This is a genomic window from Pseudorhizobium banfieldiae (assembly GCF_000967425.1).
GTDB classification, from domain to species: domain Bacteria; phylum Pseudomonadota; class Alphaproteobacteria; order Rhizobiales; family Rhizobiaceae; genus Neorhizobium; species Neorhizobium banfieldiae.
This window is the reverse complement of the sequence record NZ_FO082820.1, coordinates 362,841-380,184: the sequence shown is the minus strand read 5'-3', so window position 1 is coordinate 380,184 and position 17,344 is coordinate 362,841. Positions and strand designations below refer to the sequence as shown.

The 17,344-nt window shown below is 56.8% G+C and carries 13 protein-coding genes; 12 read left to right on the top strand and 1 reads right to left on the bottom strand.

The features are described from left to right. The 9 genes from NT26_RS01765 (at position 1) to NT26_RS01725 (ending at position 11,732) form a co-directional block, all read left to right on the top strand. Positions 1–918, top strand: a complete 918-nt coding sequence (locus NT26_RS01765) for a DUF4007 family protein (protein ID WP_052637086.1) — start codon at positions 1–3, stop codon at positions 916–918. Next, positions 915–4,250, top strand: a complete 3,336-nt coding sequence (locus tag NT26_RS01760; RefSeq protein WP_065814506.1) for a hypothetical protein — start codon at positions 915–917, stop codon at positions 4,248–4,250. Before NT26_RS01765 ends, NT26_RS01760 begins: the two co-directional genes overlap by 4 nt. After that, entirely contained in the window at positions 4,247–5,095 is an 849-nt protein-coding gene (locus NT26_RS01755; protein ID WP_052637084.1) for a phosphoadenosine phosphosulfate reductase family protein, read from the top strand. The genes NT26_RS01760 and NT26_RS01755 overlap by 4 nt, the downstream gene beginning before the upstream one ends. A 203-nt stretch (positions 5,096–5,298) precedes the next feature. Continuing rightward, positions 5,299–5,472 (top strand): hypothetical protein, encoded by a 174-nt coding sequence (locus tag NT26_RS01750; protein WP_156157117.1) that lies wholly within the window; start codon positions 5,299–5,301, stop codon positions 5,470–5,472. Beyond that, positions 5,473–7,503 (top strand): AAA family ATPase, encoded by a 2,031-nt coding sequence (locus NT26_RS01745; RefSeq protein WP_052637082.1) that lies wholly within the window; start codon positions 5,473–5,475, stop codon positions 7,501–7,503. A gap of 2 nt (positions 7,504–7,505) precedes the next feature. Next, a complete protein-coding gene (locus tag NT26_RS01740) occupies positions 7,506–7,970 on the top strand; it encodes a hypothetical protein (RefSeq protein WP_052637081.1) in 465 nt (154 codons plus the stop codon). Next, a complete protein-coding gene (locus NT26_RS01735) occupies positions 7,970–10,129 on the top strand; it encodes a DEAD/DEAH box helicase family protein (RefSeq protein WP_052637080.1) in 2,160 nt (719 codons plus the stop codon). The genes NT26_RS01740 and NT26_RS01735 overlap by 1 nt, the downstream gene beginning before the upstream one ends. Positions 10,130–10,443: 314 nt before the next feature. Beyond that, entirely contained in the window at positions 10,444–10,926 is a 483-nt protein-coding gene (locus NT26_RS01730; protein ID WP_052637079.1) for a hypothetical protein, read from the top strand. Further along, the gene (locus NT26_RS01725; RefSeq protein WP_052637078.1) at positions 10,911–11,732 is read left to right on the top strand and encodes a DUF3800 domain-containing protein; all 822 of its coding nucleotides are present in this window, start codon (positions 10,911–10,913) and stop codon (positions 11,730–11,732) included. The genes NT26_RS01730 and NT26_RS01725 overlap by 16 nt, the downstream gene beginning before the upstream one ends. 946 nt (positions 11,733–12,678) lie before the next feature. On the opposite strand, the gene NT26_RS01720 is transcribed toward NT26_RS01725, so the two are convergent. After that, complete coding sequence (locus tag NT26_RS01720) at positions 12,679–13,395, bottom strand: GntR family transcriptional regulator (protein ID WP_052637077.1); 717 nt, start codon at positions 13,393–13,395, stop codon at positions 12,679–12,681. A 127-nt stretch (positions 13,396–13,522) separates the two neighbouring features. On the opposite strand from NT26_RS01720, the gene NT26_RS01715 reads away from it, so the two are divergent. From NT26_RS01715 to NT26_RS01705, 3 genes are read left to right on the top strand one after another with little or no spacing between them, the layout of a single operon-like run. Further along, on the top strand, positions 13,523–14,566 hold the full coding sequence (locus tag NT26_RS01715) for a zinc-dependent alcohol dehydrogenase (RefSeq protein ID WP_052637076.1): 1,044 nt from the start codon (positions 13,523–13,525) through the stop codon (positions 14,564–14,566). Further along, the gene (locus tag NT26_RS01710) at positions 14,563–15,591 is read left to right on the top strand and encodes an NAD(P)H-quinone oxidoreductase (RefSeq protein WP_052637075.1); all 1,029 of its coding nucleotides are present in this window, start codon (positions 14,563–14,565) and stop codon (positions 15,589–15,591) included. Before NT26_RS01715 ends, NT26_RS01710 begins: the two co-directional genes overlap by 4 nt. Then, entirely contained in the window at positions 15,588–17,333 is a 1,746-nt protein-coding gene (locus tag NT26_RS01705) for an acetolactate synthase catalytic subunit (RefSeq protein WP_052637074.1), read from the top strand. The genes NT26_RS01710 and NT26_RS01705 overlap by 4 nt, the downstream gene beginning before the upstream one ends. Positions 17,334–17,344: the final 11 nt, after the last annotated feature.

Here is a 17,344-nt window from a genome sequence, read left to right as displayed (position 1 = left end):
ATGTTGATCGATATTCATGATTCTGATTTCCGGCCACAGTTCGTCGGCCATGAAACGTTTCCCCTCAGGCTACTGTGGCTCAAGAAAGCGTATGATGCCGTCGCCAATGAAAACGCCACCAGAAGAACATTTCAGGAGCAGGAGGCAATCGCAAAATTCGGCGTTGGCAAGAATATGGCGATTTCAATTCGGCATTGGGCGATCGCAACGGGAATCGTTGAGGATGATAAGGGTCAACTAAGGCCTACAAAAATTGGACGAGCGATCCTCGATGACGACGGGGGCTATGATCCCTACCTCGAGGATCCAGCCACGATGTGGCTGGTCCACTTTGCACTTGCAGGGACTCCGGAACTGTCGACTGCCTTCTTCTATTGCTTCAATATCTTAAATCAACCAGTCTTCGATCGGGAGACGATCACTAGCGGCTTGTTCGAGATAGCAACGGCGAAGTCGGCCCGCGTAACGGCCGAAACGCTCAAAAGAGACGCAGAGGTACTTATTCGGAGCTACGTGGCCAAAAAGGACGGCGCTGAAGATGCCGTTGAGCCGCTGCTCAACGAGTTGTCCCTTGTCCGCGAACAGCGTCTCGCTAACCAATACGAATTCGTACGCGGTCCCAAGCAGAATCTGCCCGATGCAGTCTTTGCTCTCGCTCTGCGGCGATTTTGGAGACGTTGGCATACAAACGCCCCCACCCTGTCAGCTGAGGTGGCATCATACGGAATTGGCTCGCCAGGCCGGGTATTCAAACTCGACGAGGATAGTGTGCTTAATCGTCTTTCCCGCATTGGTGAGATCACTAACGGAGCGATCATCTGGACGGATACGGCAGGGTTGCGACAGGTTAGCCTTGTTACGGAAGTGAATGAAGACGCTCTGCTCAGCGCCAGCTTCTCCGAAGGTGGCCGCTCATGAGGAAACTGATCGATATTGTTCGAGTCGAGCGTCGATTTGCGCTGTCAGCTCGATTAGAATCGGATCTTTCGGGCACGCCGCCGCTTAGTGGTTATATCCTACAGGCATCCGTGCGGAAGTCTCTCTTAGGAATGGCGGAGAGCATAACCGAGTCCGGACAAAGGGCCTTTACTTGGACTGGCCCATATGGCGGGGGGAAATCCTGCGCAGCGCTTCTTGTAGGCAGCTTAGTCGCCGGAACTCCTGAACAGCGGCAAGTCGCCAGTGAGGTCGTTGATGCGGAGTTTGCGGATGCCTTCCGTCTGGCGTTTCCGGAAGATGACAATAGATGGCGCATACTCGCGCTCACCGGGCGTCGCGCTGACCTGCATCAGGAGTTGACCCGCGTAGCCGCAGAGACGCTAAACTGGAAAAAAAACGAGGCGCAGAACGCTGCGGAGGACTCCAATTATCTAATATCGCAGCTCGAAGCCGAGGCTGGAAAATGCGGTGGCCTCTTGATCATCGTGGACGAATTAGGCAAATTTTTTGAGCACGCCACCTCAAGTGGTGGGGATGTGCATATACTGCAAGACCTTGCGGAGCGGGCAGCGCGGTCAAGGGCCAATCTGGTTGTCGTCGGTATTCTCCACCAGTCCTTCGAGCAGTATGCAGGACGCCTCGGCAAGACGGCCCGCGACGAGTGGGCCAAAGTTCAGGGACGTTATCAGAACGTGCCCTTCACCGCACAGTCAGACGAGATAGCCGCGCTCGTTTCTCGTGCGGTCATCGCAGATAACGTACCCGCCGAAGCAGCGACACTGGCTCGCGAAACGGCTGTCGCAATATCGGTACGTCGCCCGGTCGATGTGGAGGGCATGACCGCCATTCTCACCGGCGCCTGGCCTCTTCATCCCGTGACGTCGCTACTTTTGGGTCCGGTATCACGGCAACGGTTCGCCCAGAATGAGCGGAGCGTATTTGGGTTTCTGTCGTCCTCCGAGCCCCATGGATTCCAGGCACATCTGATATCGGCTCCGGCAAAGGGGGCGGACGCGTGGTTCGGTCCCGATAAGCTTTGGGATTACCTTCTCGCGAGCTTTGGCTCCGCCCTAGCCGTAGGCCCCGACGGCAGCAGGCTCACACTTGCTATGGAAGCCGTCGAGAGGGCTGCCCTGCGTGGTCCTCTTTGCGCACGCCTCACCAAGGCGGCCGCTATGATTGAATTCTTCAGAAACGGCACGGGCCTCGCAGTCGTGGATGACGTGCTCCGACTGTGTGCGATCGGCGAGACATCCGCAGCGGTCAATGAGGCGCTCAAGGAACTTGTCGAGCGAGCGATCCTGATAAGGCAGCCAAGGCTTGGCGGATATGCGATCTTTGCAGGAAGCGATTTTGATCTCGATGATGCAATTCGAAGCCACACAGATCGCGCGTCGGTTGAGGCCTTGATCGACTTGCCGGCCCGACTTGATGTCGGGCCGATCGCGGCCAAGCGTCATTATTTTGCCACGGGAGCGCTGCGAACGTTGGACGTCGTCCTGCAGCACGCTCAGGACGTGCCTATTGACCCATCACATTGGGCGAAGAGCGCTGCGGAGCGGCTAGCACGCAGGAGGCGAAAATCGACGGGGTTGATCGTTCTGCTGACACCCGACCCGACGTCTGTCGACGCGCCAATTGAGGAGATGGCAGCCGCCTTGTCGGATGCGCTGGAACTCGCCGGGTTAACTGCGGCGGTCGCCCTCGTCTCGAATGCGGACGGTCTGCGAGCCAACGTCGATGATCTCTTTGCACTTGACCGGATCGAAGCCGCTCACCCTCATCTTGAGGGTGACCGGATCGCTCGCCGGGAGGTCTCCGCAAGACGCTCGCAGATCGTTGATCTAACACGGGCAGACCTTATCGCGAGCCTGTCCTCGGCGCGTTGGTGGATGCTGGGTACGCGGGCGGAAAAGCTCGACGGCGCGAACGTGAACGTGGTGGCATCGGCGGTCATGGATGCTGCTTACCCCGACAGTCCGATCATACGCAGTGAACTGCTCAATCGTGACAAGCCGTCGACGAGCGCAATGGCGGGTTTGCGGGCTCTTGCCCATGCAATGGTCGGAAAAGCGACATACGAAGCACTCGACATCAAAGGTTTTCCTGCCGAAAAGGGCCTTTACCTGACCGTTCTCGGACCTTCTGGCCTCCACCGTGAAGGAGCAGATGGCATCTGGGGTTTCGCAGATCCTAGTGACACTGCCGAGGGAAAACGCCTCAAGCCAGCATGGGCAATCTTCGAGAATGGACGCCGATTCAAACTCTCAGAGCTTTACGATAAGTGGTCCTCCCGCCCTATCGGTATGAAGCGGGGAGTGATGCCGGTTTTTGCACTCGCTTTCCTGCTTGCTCATCGGGACACGGTAGCCGTCTATGTAAATGGGGCTTATGAAGCGGTCATCGACGATGTTTTCGTCGATCGTATGATGCAGAACCCTTCTTCAGTAGAACTACGTCGCGTGGTTCGCTCGAAGAAGAATGAAGCGTTCATGATGCGGTTAGCGATGCTGCTTTCCAGCAATAGCCAAAAGATCTCAGCGGCGCCTCTCCCCGTCGCCTCCGCGCTCTACCAGCGGTTCAAAAAGCTGCCACTTTGGACGCAGAGGACAACCTCTTTGTCGGCGAAAGCCCAGCGTGTCCGTGACATCGTGCTCAAAGCGAACGATCCCGAGGCGCTCCTGTTCACCGACCTGACGCACGCGCTCAAGGAGGAAGTGGATCCGGCAGTCGCAGTCACATCCGCTTTACTGGAATCGGAAGCTGCCTACCCCAAGATGCTCGCCGACCTTACAACCCGCCTCGCTAGAGAGCTTGGCGTCGACCCCGAGACGTTCGCGGGGCTTGGCCCCCGCGCAGCAACCGCCTCCGGGGTCAGGGCGGACCTCCGGCTTGACGCATTCGCGGTGAGAGCAGGCGCATTCGCGGGGGGGAATGGAGACATTGAAGGGCTCGCGAGTCTTCTGGTGCACAAGCCACCAAGGAGCTGGTCTGACAAGGAACAAGAACAGGCCGTGTTCGAACTGGCAAAACTTGCCCGACGTTTCCGAGAAGCGGAAGCATTCGCCGCTGTGAAAGGAAGAGCGCCGACGGCGAGCGCGATTTCAGTCGTCGTCGGCCTTGATCCTGAAGCCGCCCCTGTGTTCCACACATTTGAAGTTACCAATACTGAGCTTGAGGATGCCGAAGAACTTGCCTCTGAGCTCATTGGCCGAATAAGAAAAAGCAATCTGGGAGCTACAGTGGAGCTTGCCGCACTTGCTCGTGTAGTAGAGCGCCTTTCAGCGGAAGAGAAAACGGAGGCGTCATGAGCCAGCCGACAGAACGTCATATCCTCGGCATTTCCGGCGGACGCGACAGCGCCGCGCTTGCGGTCTACATGCGGCAGAACCATCCCGAGCTTCATCTTGAGTACTTCTTCACGGACACGGGAAAAGAGTTGACGGAGGTCTACACATTTCTCGATAAGCTCGAAGGATTTCTTGGAAAGCCGATCCAGCGCCTAAATCCAGACCGCGATTTTGACTTCTGGCTCCAGGAGTACAACCACTTCCTGCCTTCGGCGAAAACGCGATGGTGCACCCGCCAGCTCAAGTTGCGACCGCTCGAGCAATGGCTCAAAGATGATCTGGAAAATGGCACCGTCGTGCATTCCTATGTCGCTATACGTGCCGACGAGCCGAGCCGAGAAGGATATCAATCGACCCATCCCAACATGCGTGTCCACCTCCCTCTTCGCGACGCGGGAGTAGATCGTGCGCAGGTCATAGAAATGTTGGATAGTTCGGGCGTTGGCGAACCAGAATATTACAATTGGAGGAGTCGCTCCGGATGCACGTTCTGTTTCTTCCAGCAGAAGATCGAGTGGGTTCGCCTTATGCGTGAGCATCCAGCGGCGTTCGCTGAGGCTAAAGGGTACGAAAAGAACGCGCTCGACCATGGCTCGCCGTTCACATGGAGCCAAGGCGAAAGTCTAGAGGAGCTAGAACGCCCGGAACGTGTCAGGGCCATAGAGAATGAATTCGAGCAGCGCCGCAAGCGCCTCCTGGCACGCAGGCGCGTCAACCCGCTGGCAGGTGGGCAGCCAGACCTGACGATCGACGACTACTATGGGATCGACGAGGCGAGCGCTGGCTGCGTAGTTTGCCACAAGTAGCAGGTTGAAACCATGGAAAGTGCTCCCGTCGCGGTAAGGAGCAGCAGGTAAGGAATCTGTGTTCAGACTTACCGAACGCTGGAACGTCGGCACGTGCAATATGTTGGCTGCTTTCTGGGTGTCTTGGGCTTCCGTACTAGTTTGAGTTGAGCTAGCCTACCTGAAATAGACTCAGGCCGGGTTCGCAAATGGGGGGCGTAGTGGTGGCTGATGAAAAGTTGTTTGGCTCACAGGCGTTCGAGGAACGCGAGCTCGATAAGTTAATTCGCCAGATCCTCGATAAGGTGCGGCGAAATTACTTTGATAACGGGGAAACCGCTCGCGGTATTCCTGCTGAGCTCAAGAAGATCATCGAAGCAAATATGGATCGCTTTTAGATGTTGATCCAACGCATCGAGCTTGCGAACTGGCGCAGCTTTTACGGAGTGAACGCCTTCTTCACCTCCGATGACCCAGAGAAAAACGTCACCCTTATCCGGGCGGAAAATGGCGTAGGAAAAACAAGTCTTTTAGCCGCGATCAATTGGTGCTTCTTCAACATTCTGCCGGCCGAGAGTGAATTTGAGAATCCTCAAGAGCTAGTAAACAAGTTTGCAGCTAGCCATGATGGTGTCACGAAGGCGACTGTCGAGATCGACTTTAAGCACGATGGAAAGCGCTACCGCGCCAGCAGGACCTACGATCAGCGAACGAGGACAACTGAGGCGCTGCGAATGGTGGATCTGCGTGCAGGTGGTGAAGTTCCAACTTCGCAAAGCCGCCCGGATCGCTTTATCAACTCTGTTATTCCCCGAGAGATGGCGCCACATTTCTTTTTCTATGGAGAGGCCACCAGCCGCTATACCGGAGCCACCGGCGCCAAGAAGTTTGGTGAAGCCGTTAAAGGCATCCTAGGGTCCACGGTCGCTCGAATGGCTCTGGAAGATCTAAAAAAGGCCTGTCAGGAGTACAATCGTCAGGCATCCGACAACACTAGTGCGGAAGCTCAGGCGACCGAGCGGGAGATCGAACAGAACGACCTAAAGATTGCAGGATATGAGGACGATCTTGCAAAGATAGATGAGGAGATTGAAGCCGCAAGCAAACGCATGGATCGATTGGGCCAAGAGCTCGCTGGGACGAAACCGGCCAAGGAAGCACAAGCTCGGCGCAACCGCATTGAGAATCAGCTGGCGGCGAAAGAGACCGAAAAAACCAAAGCAGCCACCCGCTCAAGCTCTTGGATGCAGAATTTCGTTACCGCTATCCTCGCCGAGGAACTGATGAGCGAGGCGGCTGATGTTATACAGGCCGAGGAAACCCGACGTAAACTTCCTTCGCCGTACGACAAGAAGCTCGTCAACGAGATTCTCGAGGACAATCTGTGCATCTGTGGCCGCCCTGTCACTGAGGGCAGCGTAGAACACGAGCATATCAAGACCCTCCTCGATTCCGCTGGTGATCAAGCAGTGATGTCGAGAGTGATGTCCACGCGTGAGGCACTCGGCCGCTTTGAGCAGCGGGCGGAACGCGCTTGGAGCGAGTTTGAGCGGAACAACGAGGATCTACGTAGGGTAGAGAGCGAGATCCAACGCCTGGACGCGGAGTTGACCGACATATCCAAGGAGCTCGCAGCTAATCCAATCACTGATATTGCTGAAAAGGAAGCGGCTCGCGAGCGTGCTAAACGGCAACGGGACCAAGCCATTGACAGGAAGGCCGGGCTACGGGCCACGATCACTAATCTACAACGTGACACGGCTGATCTTGTCCGCAAGCGTGATGAGTTGATCCGGAAGTCTGATGCGGCCAAGCGCTACGTCAAACGAGCGCAGCTATCGGCGGCACTTATGGCTAGGCTCGAGTCAAGACTCTCGGCAGAAGAAGAGGCTGCCAGATCGACAATCGAGGGGGATATTGATCTTATCGTCCAACGATTTATGCGGAAGCCAGCCAAGGTGAAGCTGGATAAGGATTATCAGCTACGACTTTACGACGAGCACGGAGTGGAGGTCGCAAAGAGCACCGGCGAGAACCAACTGCTCGGCCTCGCATTTACCGGCGCGATTGCCAAATTCGCGAAGACCCGAGAGGATGATGACGATGATATTCTACTGCCAGGCACCGTCGCCCCTCTCGTGGTAGATTCGCCATTTGGTCACCTTGACCCACTTTACCGCCGAGGCGTGGCTGAGTTTCTGCCGAATCTTGCTTCGCAAGTAATCCTGCTAGTCTCCACGTCGCAAGCATCGGACGTCGTAATGACAACGCTGGCAGAGAAGGTGGGGCAGCAGTACCTCCTGACCCGCCACAACCGCGACGACGGGGCAGAGAAGCAGCCAGAGGTGATCACCATTGGCGGGACCACCTATGACCTCACTACTTACAATAGTCAGATCGACGGCACCCGCATAACTGAGGTTGTTTGATCATGCGCCTTATCCACTCCCCGGTTAGACGCAGCAAGGCTTTCGAGAGCACACTGCAGGCACTTGGCGGCAAGGATGCTAAGCTTTTTCCTACTCTGCGAGAGGCCATGAGTTTCTCTGCGATACTCGGCTACAAGGAGCGGCGCAAGAAGCCGCTAGATCCGAATGCAGGAACAGAGGATATCGCTGGCGCCCAGTTCCAGCTCAATGAGGCGGTCGATATCATCTTCGCACTAGCGTTGGCGGATACAAAGAATTCGGACATTCTGCGACCGGAGCAAGAGAAGGACTGCGTACAGATCTATGAGGAGTACGCCAACGGCGGCCTCGAACTCGTTCAAAGCTGGATTGACCGCTATTCAGATAACAGCGTTGAAGATGCGGTCTGGCGCGGCTTGAACACAATAGGCGTTAAGCCACCTAAGTCCTCAAACCCTGCGGTGGACGTGGTGGAACCAACTTTCTAATGCTCCGCGCACTCGAGCTAAAAACTAACTATACGTCAGAGTTCGACAACATCTACTCCGACTTTTTCCTGCCCTCTCTTCGCGAAGCTGTGCAATATCAGCGTGCAGTTGGCTTCTTTTCTCTCGGTGTGTTGCTTAACGCGCCTGCGGCCATGTCAACGTTAGTGTCGAACGGAGGGCGCATAGAGCTGATATTTAGCAAGCTGGTCGCCCCCGAGGACTTCGAGGCAATCAAAGCAGGCTCTGCCACGCCATGGTCGGAGAGCGATTTCCCAGACTTTGCACGGCTGATTAAGGACAACGCGGGCAGTCTGCTAGAGTACCGGATTCGGATTTTGGCTTGGCTATTCTCCAAGGGCAGTCTTGAGATAAAAGTCGCTGTGCGGCCGAATGGTATGTTCCATCAAAAAATTGGCCTCCTGCGGGATAGGCACGGAGATATCATTTCGTTCAGCGGATCGATGAACGAGACAATGAGCGCCTTGGATCCCCGCTTCAATTCCGAAGAGATAACCGTATTCCGTTCCTGGAACTCAGGGCAGAAGGAGTATGTGGAGAACCATGCAACGAACTTTGCGCGGCTGTGGTCAGGAGATACTGGCAGCTCTACGATCATATGTGGTCTCCCGGAGGCTATTGAGCAGGGTCTCAAGTTTGTCATGGAGCAATTCTCCGAGGCGCCTACGCCAGAGGAAGAGGCCAGCCGTATCAGCGACTTCGTTCGAATTGGCGCGTCTACCGGTAGCAGTATGCCAAGAGTTCCGGCGACTCTACATGGCATTCCCTTTGGAATGCGTGATCACCAGCTGGAAGCACTACGCGCATGGAGCAGCAACGGCTACAACGGTATCCTTGAGTTAGCCACCGGTTCTGGCAAGACGATAACAGCCATTTATGCGGCAACGAAGACTTCGCAGGCGAACGAAGGCATAGCGTTGATCGTGTCGGTTCCTTATCAGGCCCTTGCAGACCAGTGGTGCGAGGAACTGAGGCTTTTCAACATCCATGCGATCCGATGCTATGGCAATCGAAATGATTGGGAGCCAGTCGTTCAGTCATATCTCCGGCGAAATAGTGATCAGCAGAAGGAGTTTATCGCTGTCGTTGTCGTCAACAAGACACTGAAGACAGACCACTTCCAGGCTTTCGCAGAGCGACTCGACAGAGGGCGCCTATTCTTCATTGGCGACGAATGCCACCACCACGGAAGCAGCGGCTATCTGAATAAGCTATTCCCAGGGGCTAAGTTCCGTATCGGCCTTTCGGCCACTCCCTTCCACTATCTCGACGAAGCGGCCAATCAGCGGCTGCGTGATGTCTACAACCGCTCGGTCTATCAGTATACGCTTGCAGATGCGGTCAGTGATGGAGTGCTCACGCCTTACGAGTATTTCCCTGTACCAGTGAGGCTCACGGTCGCCGAAGCCCAAGATTACCTGAACCTCAGCGATCAAATAGCGCGAGCTTTCGCCGCGGCCAGGAACGATGTCGGGGGACCGTTAGGAGAAAAGCTCAAGTCCCTACTCATGCGACGAGCGCGGCTGATCGGCGCAGCTAGCAACAAGATGACAGAACTCAACCGCCTGCTAGACCGCCACAAGGTCGGACCGCACTCGCTATTCTATTGCAGCGACGGACGCACGCTCGAGGAGGATGATGAGGATGAGGATGATTTCGGTGCATCCGTTGTGGAGGTAAGACAGCGTCATGCGGTGGCGCAGGCGCTAATGAAACGGAACGTGAGGGTCTCGCCGTTCACGTCTGAAGAGAATCGGGCTCAGCGACGGGAGATCCTCCGGCAATTCAAGGACGGCGAAACTGAGGCCCTAGTAGCGATCCGGTGCCTTGATGAAGGCATCGACGTCCCTGCCTGCCGCACTGCCTATTTGATCGCAAGTTCCCGTAATCCCCGCCAGTTTATTCAGCGCCGTGGCCGCATTCTTCGACGCGCACCGGGCAAAGAAGTTGCTATAATTTACGATTTCGTTGTTGTGCTGCCGGAAGAGACCGTACCCAATGAGAAAATTGCTGCGGACTTTCTTCGAAATGAACTAGATCGCGTCGCCGATTTTGCGGGGAATTCATTATATCCCGCGAGCTCAATACAGCCGCTGCTGCCATGGCTACAAAAGTACGATCTCGAACATTTTGCTTCGTAACGCCTACAGATGCGCGTCTTCGGCGGGAAAGCCATCGTGATTAGGCTCATTATCAGGTCGGGTGACGGAGGGACTGATAGATGGGCCGATACGCCGCAAAAATGGAAATCATCCGCTAAGGGGCCGGCGACGTGAGGAGGAGGACGTTTGCTACAACCGAGAGAGTGCTCAAGCCGAGGCAATGCTTGCGCCGCCTGGGAGTTATTGGATACGAACAGCGATGTCCGCAGACGAAATTAATAGGTTGATCCGAAAGGGGCTGATCACCATCGTCGCTATGGATATGATCGGTGGTAGATTAAGTGAGGAATTCGATGTCTCGAGCCGATGAACTAGCGGAGCGGGTCAAGTGGAGCAAGGATCTCGTTACGCCTCCCGCTGATCTGACGGCGCAGTGGGATCTGGATCCCGCACACCTCTATCTAGCCTACGATGGTGACGACCCTGATTTGCATCCGGGAGACAAGTTCACATTAATCGAAGCCGACGTGGCCGATGTCCATGGCAAGTTGACGCACCACTCTAGCCGCGACAAGGGTTCCTGGCACAAGAAGTATAAGCCTGGGAGTGAGGGGACCGCTTTTCGTTGGCTTCAGGGACTGCCTGTTACTCCTCCGCTGATCAACCGTGTTGGCAGCCTGCAGGGCGGCAATCACAGGTATCACCTCGCACATTACTACCAGACGGACAGGATGCCCTTTTTGGTGCTGAACGAAGATCTGGCCGCTGTACTTGACCTTCTGCCGACCGCGAAACTCGTCGACTGCCACATGAGAATGCCTTGCCCGTCACTTTGAACCTCTATCTCGACGATTCTGGAACTAGACATCCAACCCGCAAGGTAGGGAAGAAAGCGGCGCACGGGTACGACTGGTTCGCACTTGGTGGCATCCTAGTTCGAAGTGACGAAGAGGACCTCGCTCGAGACCTTCACGTAAGGTTCTGCCAGAAATGGGGAATCACCGCCCCCTTGCATTCTTCGGAAATAAGGTCGCAGAACGAAAACTTTGATTTCCTGCGGGGCTGGGAGAATGACAAGCTAGAAGCGTTCTACGAGGAACTTTACAATCTGATGCGAGAGGCGCCCGTAGTCGGTATCGCGTGCACCGTCGACCGTCCCGGATACTGCGGTCGATATCTCGAGCAGTACAAGCAAAATCCTTGGATGCTCTGCAAAACTGCATTCGCCGTCGTCGTCGAACGGGCCGCGAAATATGCGATCACGCAGGGCTTGAAGCTGCGCGTGCACCCTGAGCGCTGCAACAAGGCTGAAGATGCGAACCTTGAGGGCTATTACAAGGCTCTGAAAACGGAAGGAATGCCCTTTGCTAAGGACAATTCCCATAAGTACGGCCCATTGACCACTGAGCAATTAAGCCAGACGCTTTACGAGTTCAAGACCAAGCAGAAGACTTCGCCGATGGCGCAACTGGCGGATCTGTATCTATGGCCGATCTGCATGGGAGGCTATAACGCCCACAATCGTCCTTACCAGCGCCTGACCCAGGACGGAAAGCTAATCGACTGTCTTATCAGGGAAGACGAGCGGCCGATGCTCGGATCCAAATATAGCTGCTTTGAGAATGTCGAACGGAAGGTCTAAGACTCAAAAAGCCTCCGATGTTTCCACGGAGGCTTTTGGGCGACCGCAAAGGCGATCTCATGGGCCAGGCCCGACCGAATAACTACCGTGCGCTATGATTTGTTGCAAGGATTTTTTCGTTAAATCAAGTTAACTCGGCGGCGGTACCAACGCACATCTTTTTGGCGAGACCGTGCGCGAACTGGCGTCGCTTATTCCCGCAGCCATCACGAAGTCGCTGCTATTCTTGACACCCACCACGTGACGACGTCCAGGGCATCCTCCTTGTGGCTGCCGCCTTTGTTGATGAGAAGCCACCACGGCAGCATCTCCGGTGGAATGGCTATCCGAGGTGAAGACGTGGCCTCGGACCGGGATTGTCGTGGTGACGACAAACCTCCGTCGGGTCTCCTCGTTGCCCCTGCCCGCGGCGAGACTGGACAAGCTTAACAACCTTAGTGTGTGCTTGTGGCACAGACGAAGCGAGGTAGCCGTGAGCGATGTCTGCGTTGGGTTGAGAGGACAGGTGGCTTCCGTGACCGAAATGGCGGGGTATAGCTGCCGCACACTTAATTGCTACGGAACCGCAAGGGGAGATCTGAAAATCGTAAACAATTGGCGCTGTACCCGTCCCGTTGACTGATGCCCAAAGCCAGGGCACAAAGGTGGTATCCACGGTCGCTCGCGGCGGGAAAACAGAGGGAATTTCAAGGATTTTCTTCTAAGCCCTTGAAATGATGTGAGAATCCGAGGTCCCCAGGCAAGCCGTTTTGGACCCACTCCCTCCGTTCCGTGGCCGCCATTCCCCAGCAGAAAAAGCGACATTTTTGTAGCAACTTGTGTGATCTGGTCGAGGGAGTCCTATGGGTTCCGGCGGATAATGGAGTATCCTCACGACTTGGCTGGGGACCCTACCGCGTTGGTCATGCCCGCAGAAATTCGCCTTCAGCGAACAGGTGTCCCTCCATCAATCTGTCTTGTCCGCCGCCTTCACATACGCAAGAAGCCCTTGTCCTCCTCGGACGATGTCTTCCTTGATGGCCTCCTCGGCTGCTGCGGAGTCCCGGGCCTTAAGTGCAGCGATGATCCTCTTGTGCGGATGCGGTTCCCAGTCGGGCAAGCCACCGTCGTAGAGGTGTGATAAGATCGGGCCACAGCGCATCCACAGGCCTTCCACGATATCGTAGGTGATGGGCATTCGCCCCGAACGGCAGAGCCCGAGGTGGAACTCCGTGTTCAGAACGATTGCCCGTTCGAATTGTTGAAGGCGATGACATTCCGATATTTCTGAATGAATCGCTTCTAAGGTGTTGATCTCGGCTTCCGTGGCGCGTTCGGCCGCCGCCGCAGCCGCCCGTCCCTCCAAGTCGACGCGGATACTGCGGATCTCGACAAGCTCATCTAGGCTCAAGGTGGGAACGACGACGGTGCCTCGTGCGTCCAAAGTGAGCGTCTTCTCGCTGACGAGGCGCAGCAAGGCTTCGCGCATGGGGGTCGCGCTGATCCCAAAACGCGCCGACATCGGACGCAGTCTTAATCGCTCGCCCGGCTTCAACTTGCCGTGCATGAGCGCGTTCTTGAGGTCGGAGTAAGCCCTTTCGCTCAGGTTTTCCTTGACGAGCGGGCGAGCCCAGTCCTCCCCCTCCCCGGTCTGCTCATAATTCTGCACCAGCCGTCTTGACACCAGAGATCCTTTAAGAAAAAGTGTTATAACAAATTACATATAGCACCAAAGATGTTCAAGCGAAGCCTGTTTTTCGCATGAACTTGGACGGGGAGGTCCAATCAAGGTGCGGTCGGAGGAGTGACATTTGCTTGCCTTTCGTAAGACGACGCCGGCTTTCGGCGCCGATATCGTTACAATTCCCGAGCCCACTTTGCCAGCAGCAGGCATGGCGACTGTCGCGGTGGCGGCAGCCGGGATCTGTGGCAGCGACATTCACGCCTATGAGTGGACGCCAGGCTACGAGTTCATGGAAGCATGCCTGCCCCTGACGCTGGGGCACGAGTTCTCTGGCGTCGTCGAGGGTGTCGGTGCAGACGTCCTCGATATCGAGATAGGTGACAGAGTGGTATGCTGGCCTACGATCGCCTGTGGCAAGTGCCTCGCATGTTCGTCCGAACGCCCTCAGGATTGCACCGATCGGCGCATCATCGGCCTTCACGTTGATGGTGCCTTCGCGGGGCGTGTCACCGTCCCGGCGATCAACTGCCGAAAGGTGCCCGATAATCTTCCATTAGACATCGCTGCATTGGCAGAACCGCTTGCGGTTTCAGTTCACGCCGTGAATCTCGCGGAGATTTCGGACGGTGACCGCGTTGTCGTTCTAGGCCCTGGTCCAATCGGACTTGGTATGGCTTTCGTCGCATCCCAACGCGGCGCCGACGTGTTGATCGCTGGTTTCAATGATGATGTGCGCCTGCAACACGCGCGGGATCTTGGCATTGCTGGCACCGTAGATCTCGCAACTGAAACACTCGCTGAAGCAGTTCAACGACATTTCGGTCGGCCGGTTGACCGCGTCCTGGAAGCCACTGGCATCAGCACGTCTGTGGCGGAAGGTCTCGCCATTCTTCGTTCCAGCGGCATCTTCGTCGTAGCAGGCATTCACTCGCGTCCTCTGGAGCTCGACCTCACCCGGTTTGTGCGTGAGAAGAAGCAACTCCGAGCAGCTCATGACACGACCAATGAGGCGCTCCTGGAGGCAATCTCTCTCTTGGCTGAACACACACACCTTCTGTCGACTCTAGCGACACACCGCCTCCCCCTTTCACGAGCCGCCGAGGGGTTCGAACTCGCCCGCAGCCGAGAGGCCGTCAAGGTCCTCCTAATTCCTGAAGGACAACACGTATGACCTCTACTTTGCGAGCCGTAATTGCCAGACAGCCGGGTGGACCGGAGGTTCTAGAATTGGTCAACCGTCCATGCCCCAATCCTGGTGTTGGAGAGATGTTGGTACGTGTCCGTGCTGCGGGCATCAATCGGCCCGATGTCATGCAGCGGCAGGGCAACTACCCACCACCTCCCGGAGCTTCTGACGTTCTGGGACTGGAGCTTGCCGGTACGGTGGAAGCGGTTGGCCCGGACGTCCGTGAATTCAAGCAGGATGATCGAGTGATGGCACTCGTTCATAGCGGTGCCTACGCAGATTGGGCGATCGTTCAGGAGGGGGCCACGCTACCGATTCCAGACAGCCTTGACTTCACTGAGGCTGCCGCATTCCCGGAAACGTTCTTTACGGTGTGGAGCAATGTCTTCGAACGGGCTCGCCTGGCTGCGGGTGAGACGATCTTGATCCACGGCGGCACATCAGGGATCGGGACTACGGCTATATCGCTGGCGAAGGCGTTAGGATCGCAAGTGATCACAACGGCGGGCTCGGACGAAAAATGCCAGGCCTGCCTCGACCTGGGAGCGGACGCGGCGATCAATTACCGAACGCAGGACTTCGTCAGCGAAAGTCGACGTCTAACCCATGGGCGTGGTCCGGATGTCATCCTGGACATGGTTGGCGGTGACTATATCGCCCGCAACCTGGAAGCGGTTGCCGTTGATGGCAGGATCGCGCAGATCGCTTTCCTCGGAGGCGCGAAAGCGGAGGTGGACTTCACGCCACTGCTGATGAAGCGCGTCACCCTCACCGGATCCACGCTTCGTGCTCGTCCAATCGAAATGAAAGCGAAGCTCGCCAAAGCGCTACGCGAAAAGGTCCTGCCACTCATTCAGGCAGGCAAGGTGAAGCCGCTAATCGATTCCGTCTTCGCCTTCGAAGACGTCCGGAATGCACATGCCCGCATGGATACGGGAGCACATATTGGGAAGATCGTTCTTTCCATGCCGAACGGCGAAGACACGCCACAACAGGGAGCAAAGGCATGAACATGGTCGCCAATCATCCGGTCAAGTCCGCCGGCAGCAACATGACCGGAGCCCATCTTCTGGCGGCTGCACTTCAAAGGCATGGCGTGAAGGAAATCTTCGGTCAGAGCATTCCCTCCGCACTGTTTCTCGCGGCCCCGGACTATGGGATCCGCCAGATCGGCTATCGCACGGAGAATGCAGGCGCTGCCATGGCGGACGCCTATGCCCGCACCTCTGGCAAGGTTGCCGTTGTCACTGCCCAAAACGGGCCTGCGGCCACGCTTCTCGTTCCAGGCCTTGCTGAAGCATTCAAGGCATCAATTCCTATGGTGGCAATCGTACAAGATGTGTCGCGCCGGTTCACCGACAAGAACGCCTTCCAGGAACTCGATCATTTCGCCTTGTTTGGCGGGGTCGCGAAATGGGTGCGCCGGGTCGCCGATCCTCAACGCATCGATGACTATGTCGACATGGCGTTTACGGCAGCCGCCAGCGGTCGCGCCGGTCCTGCGGTGCTGCTGGTGCCACTCGATGTGCTGGACGAGCGACCTGATCTTGATCCTGCGGCGCCGCAACGTTCGGCCTCGCTCGGCGCCTTCCCGCTCGACCGGACTGTCGCTGATCCGGAACGGATAGCGGCCGCAGCCGACCTGATTGCCGCTGCCAAGGCGCCGATCGTCATCGCCGGTGGCGGGGTACATTCCTCCCAGGCGTGGGCGCAACTGGAAGCCTTGCAAGCGCTCGGCCTTCCAGTTGCGACCACGGTCATGGGCAAAGGCGCGGTGGCCGAGGGCAACCCACTTTCCGTAGGCGTCGTAGGCTACTTCATGGCGCCGCGGGGCCGCTCATCCCACCTGCGCTCATTGGTCACTGAAGCCGACGTCGTCATCCTCGTTGGCAACCGGACGAACCAGAACGGTACGGATAGCTGGTCGCTCTACCCGAAGAACGCCACCTATATCCATATTGACATCGAGAGCAGCGAAGTTGGTCGAAACTATGAGGCTCTCCGCCTGGTCGGGGATGCCAAGCTGACGCTTGCTGCGTTGGAAGCCGAGCTGAGGAAGCGGGACCTCTCGGCCGTTGCGTCGAGACGCCCGAGGATAGAAGCCACTATCGCCAGCGGACGCACGGCCCACGACGAAGACATGAAGCGTCTCGTCGACATGGATGCGGCTCCTCTTCGCCCGGAGCGTATTCTTGCCGACATCGACGCTGTTCTGACCCCGGAGACCATCACGGTTGCCGATGCAAGCTACTCGTCGATCTGGATCGCAAACTTCCTTACGGCCCAAAAGGCCGGGCAGCGCTTTCTCACGCCGCGAGGCATTGCAGGGCTCGGTTGGGGGCTACCCTACGCAATCGGTGCGAAGACGGCCCGGCCGGATGCACCCGTGATCTGCCTTACGGGCGACGGCGGCTTCGGCCATGTCTGGTCGGAACTGGAAACCGCCCGGCGCATGAAGCTGCCAGTCGTGGTGGTCGTGCTCAACAACCAGATTCTGGGATATCAGAAACACGCAGAGCTTAGCCTCTTCGGCGACTTTACAGACGTATGTGACTTCGAAGCCGTCGATCACGCGGCAATCGCGCGTGCCGTTGGCTGCGACGGCATCCGTGTTGAGAAGCCATCGGACTTCCTGCCTGCGCTGAAGAATGCGCTAGCAAGCGGACAGACGACGGTACTGGACGTCATCACCGACCAGCGGGCCTATCCGCCAATCACCAGCTTCGAAGGCAAGGAAGCCCTGAACTACTAACCTACAGACCC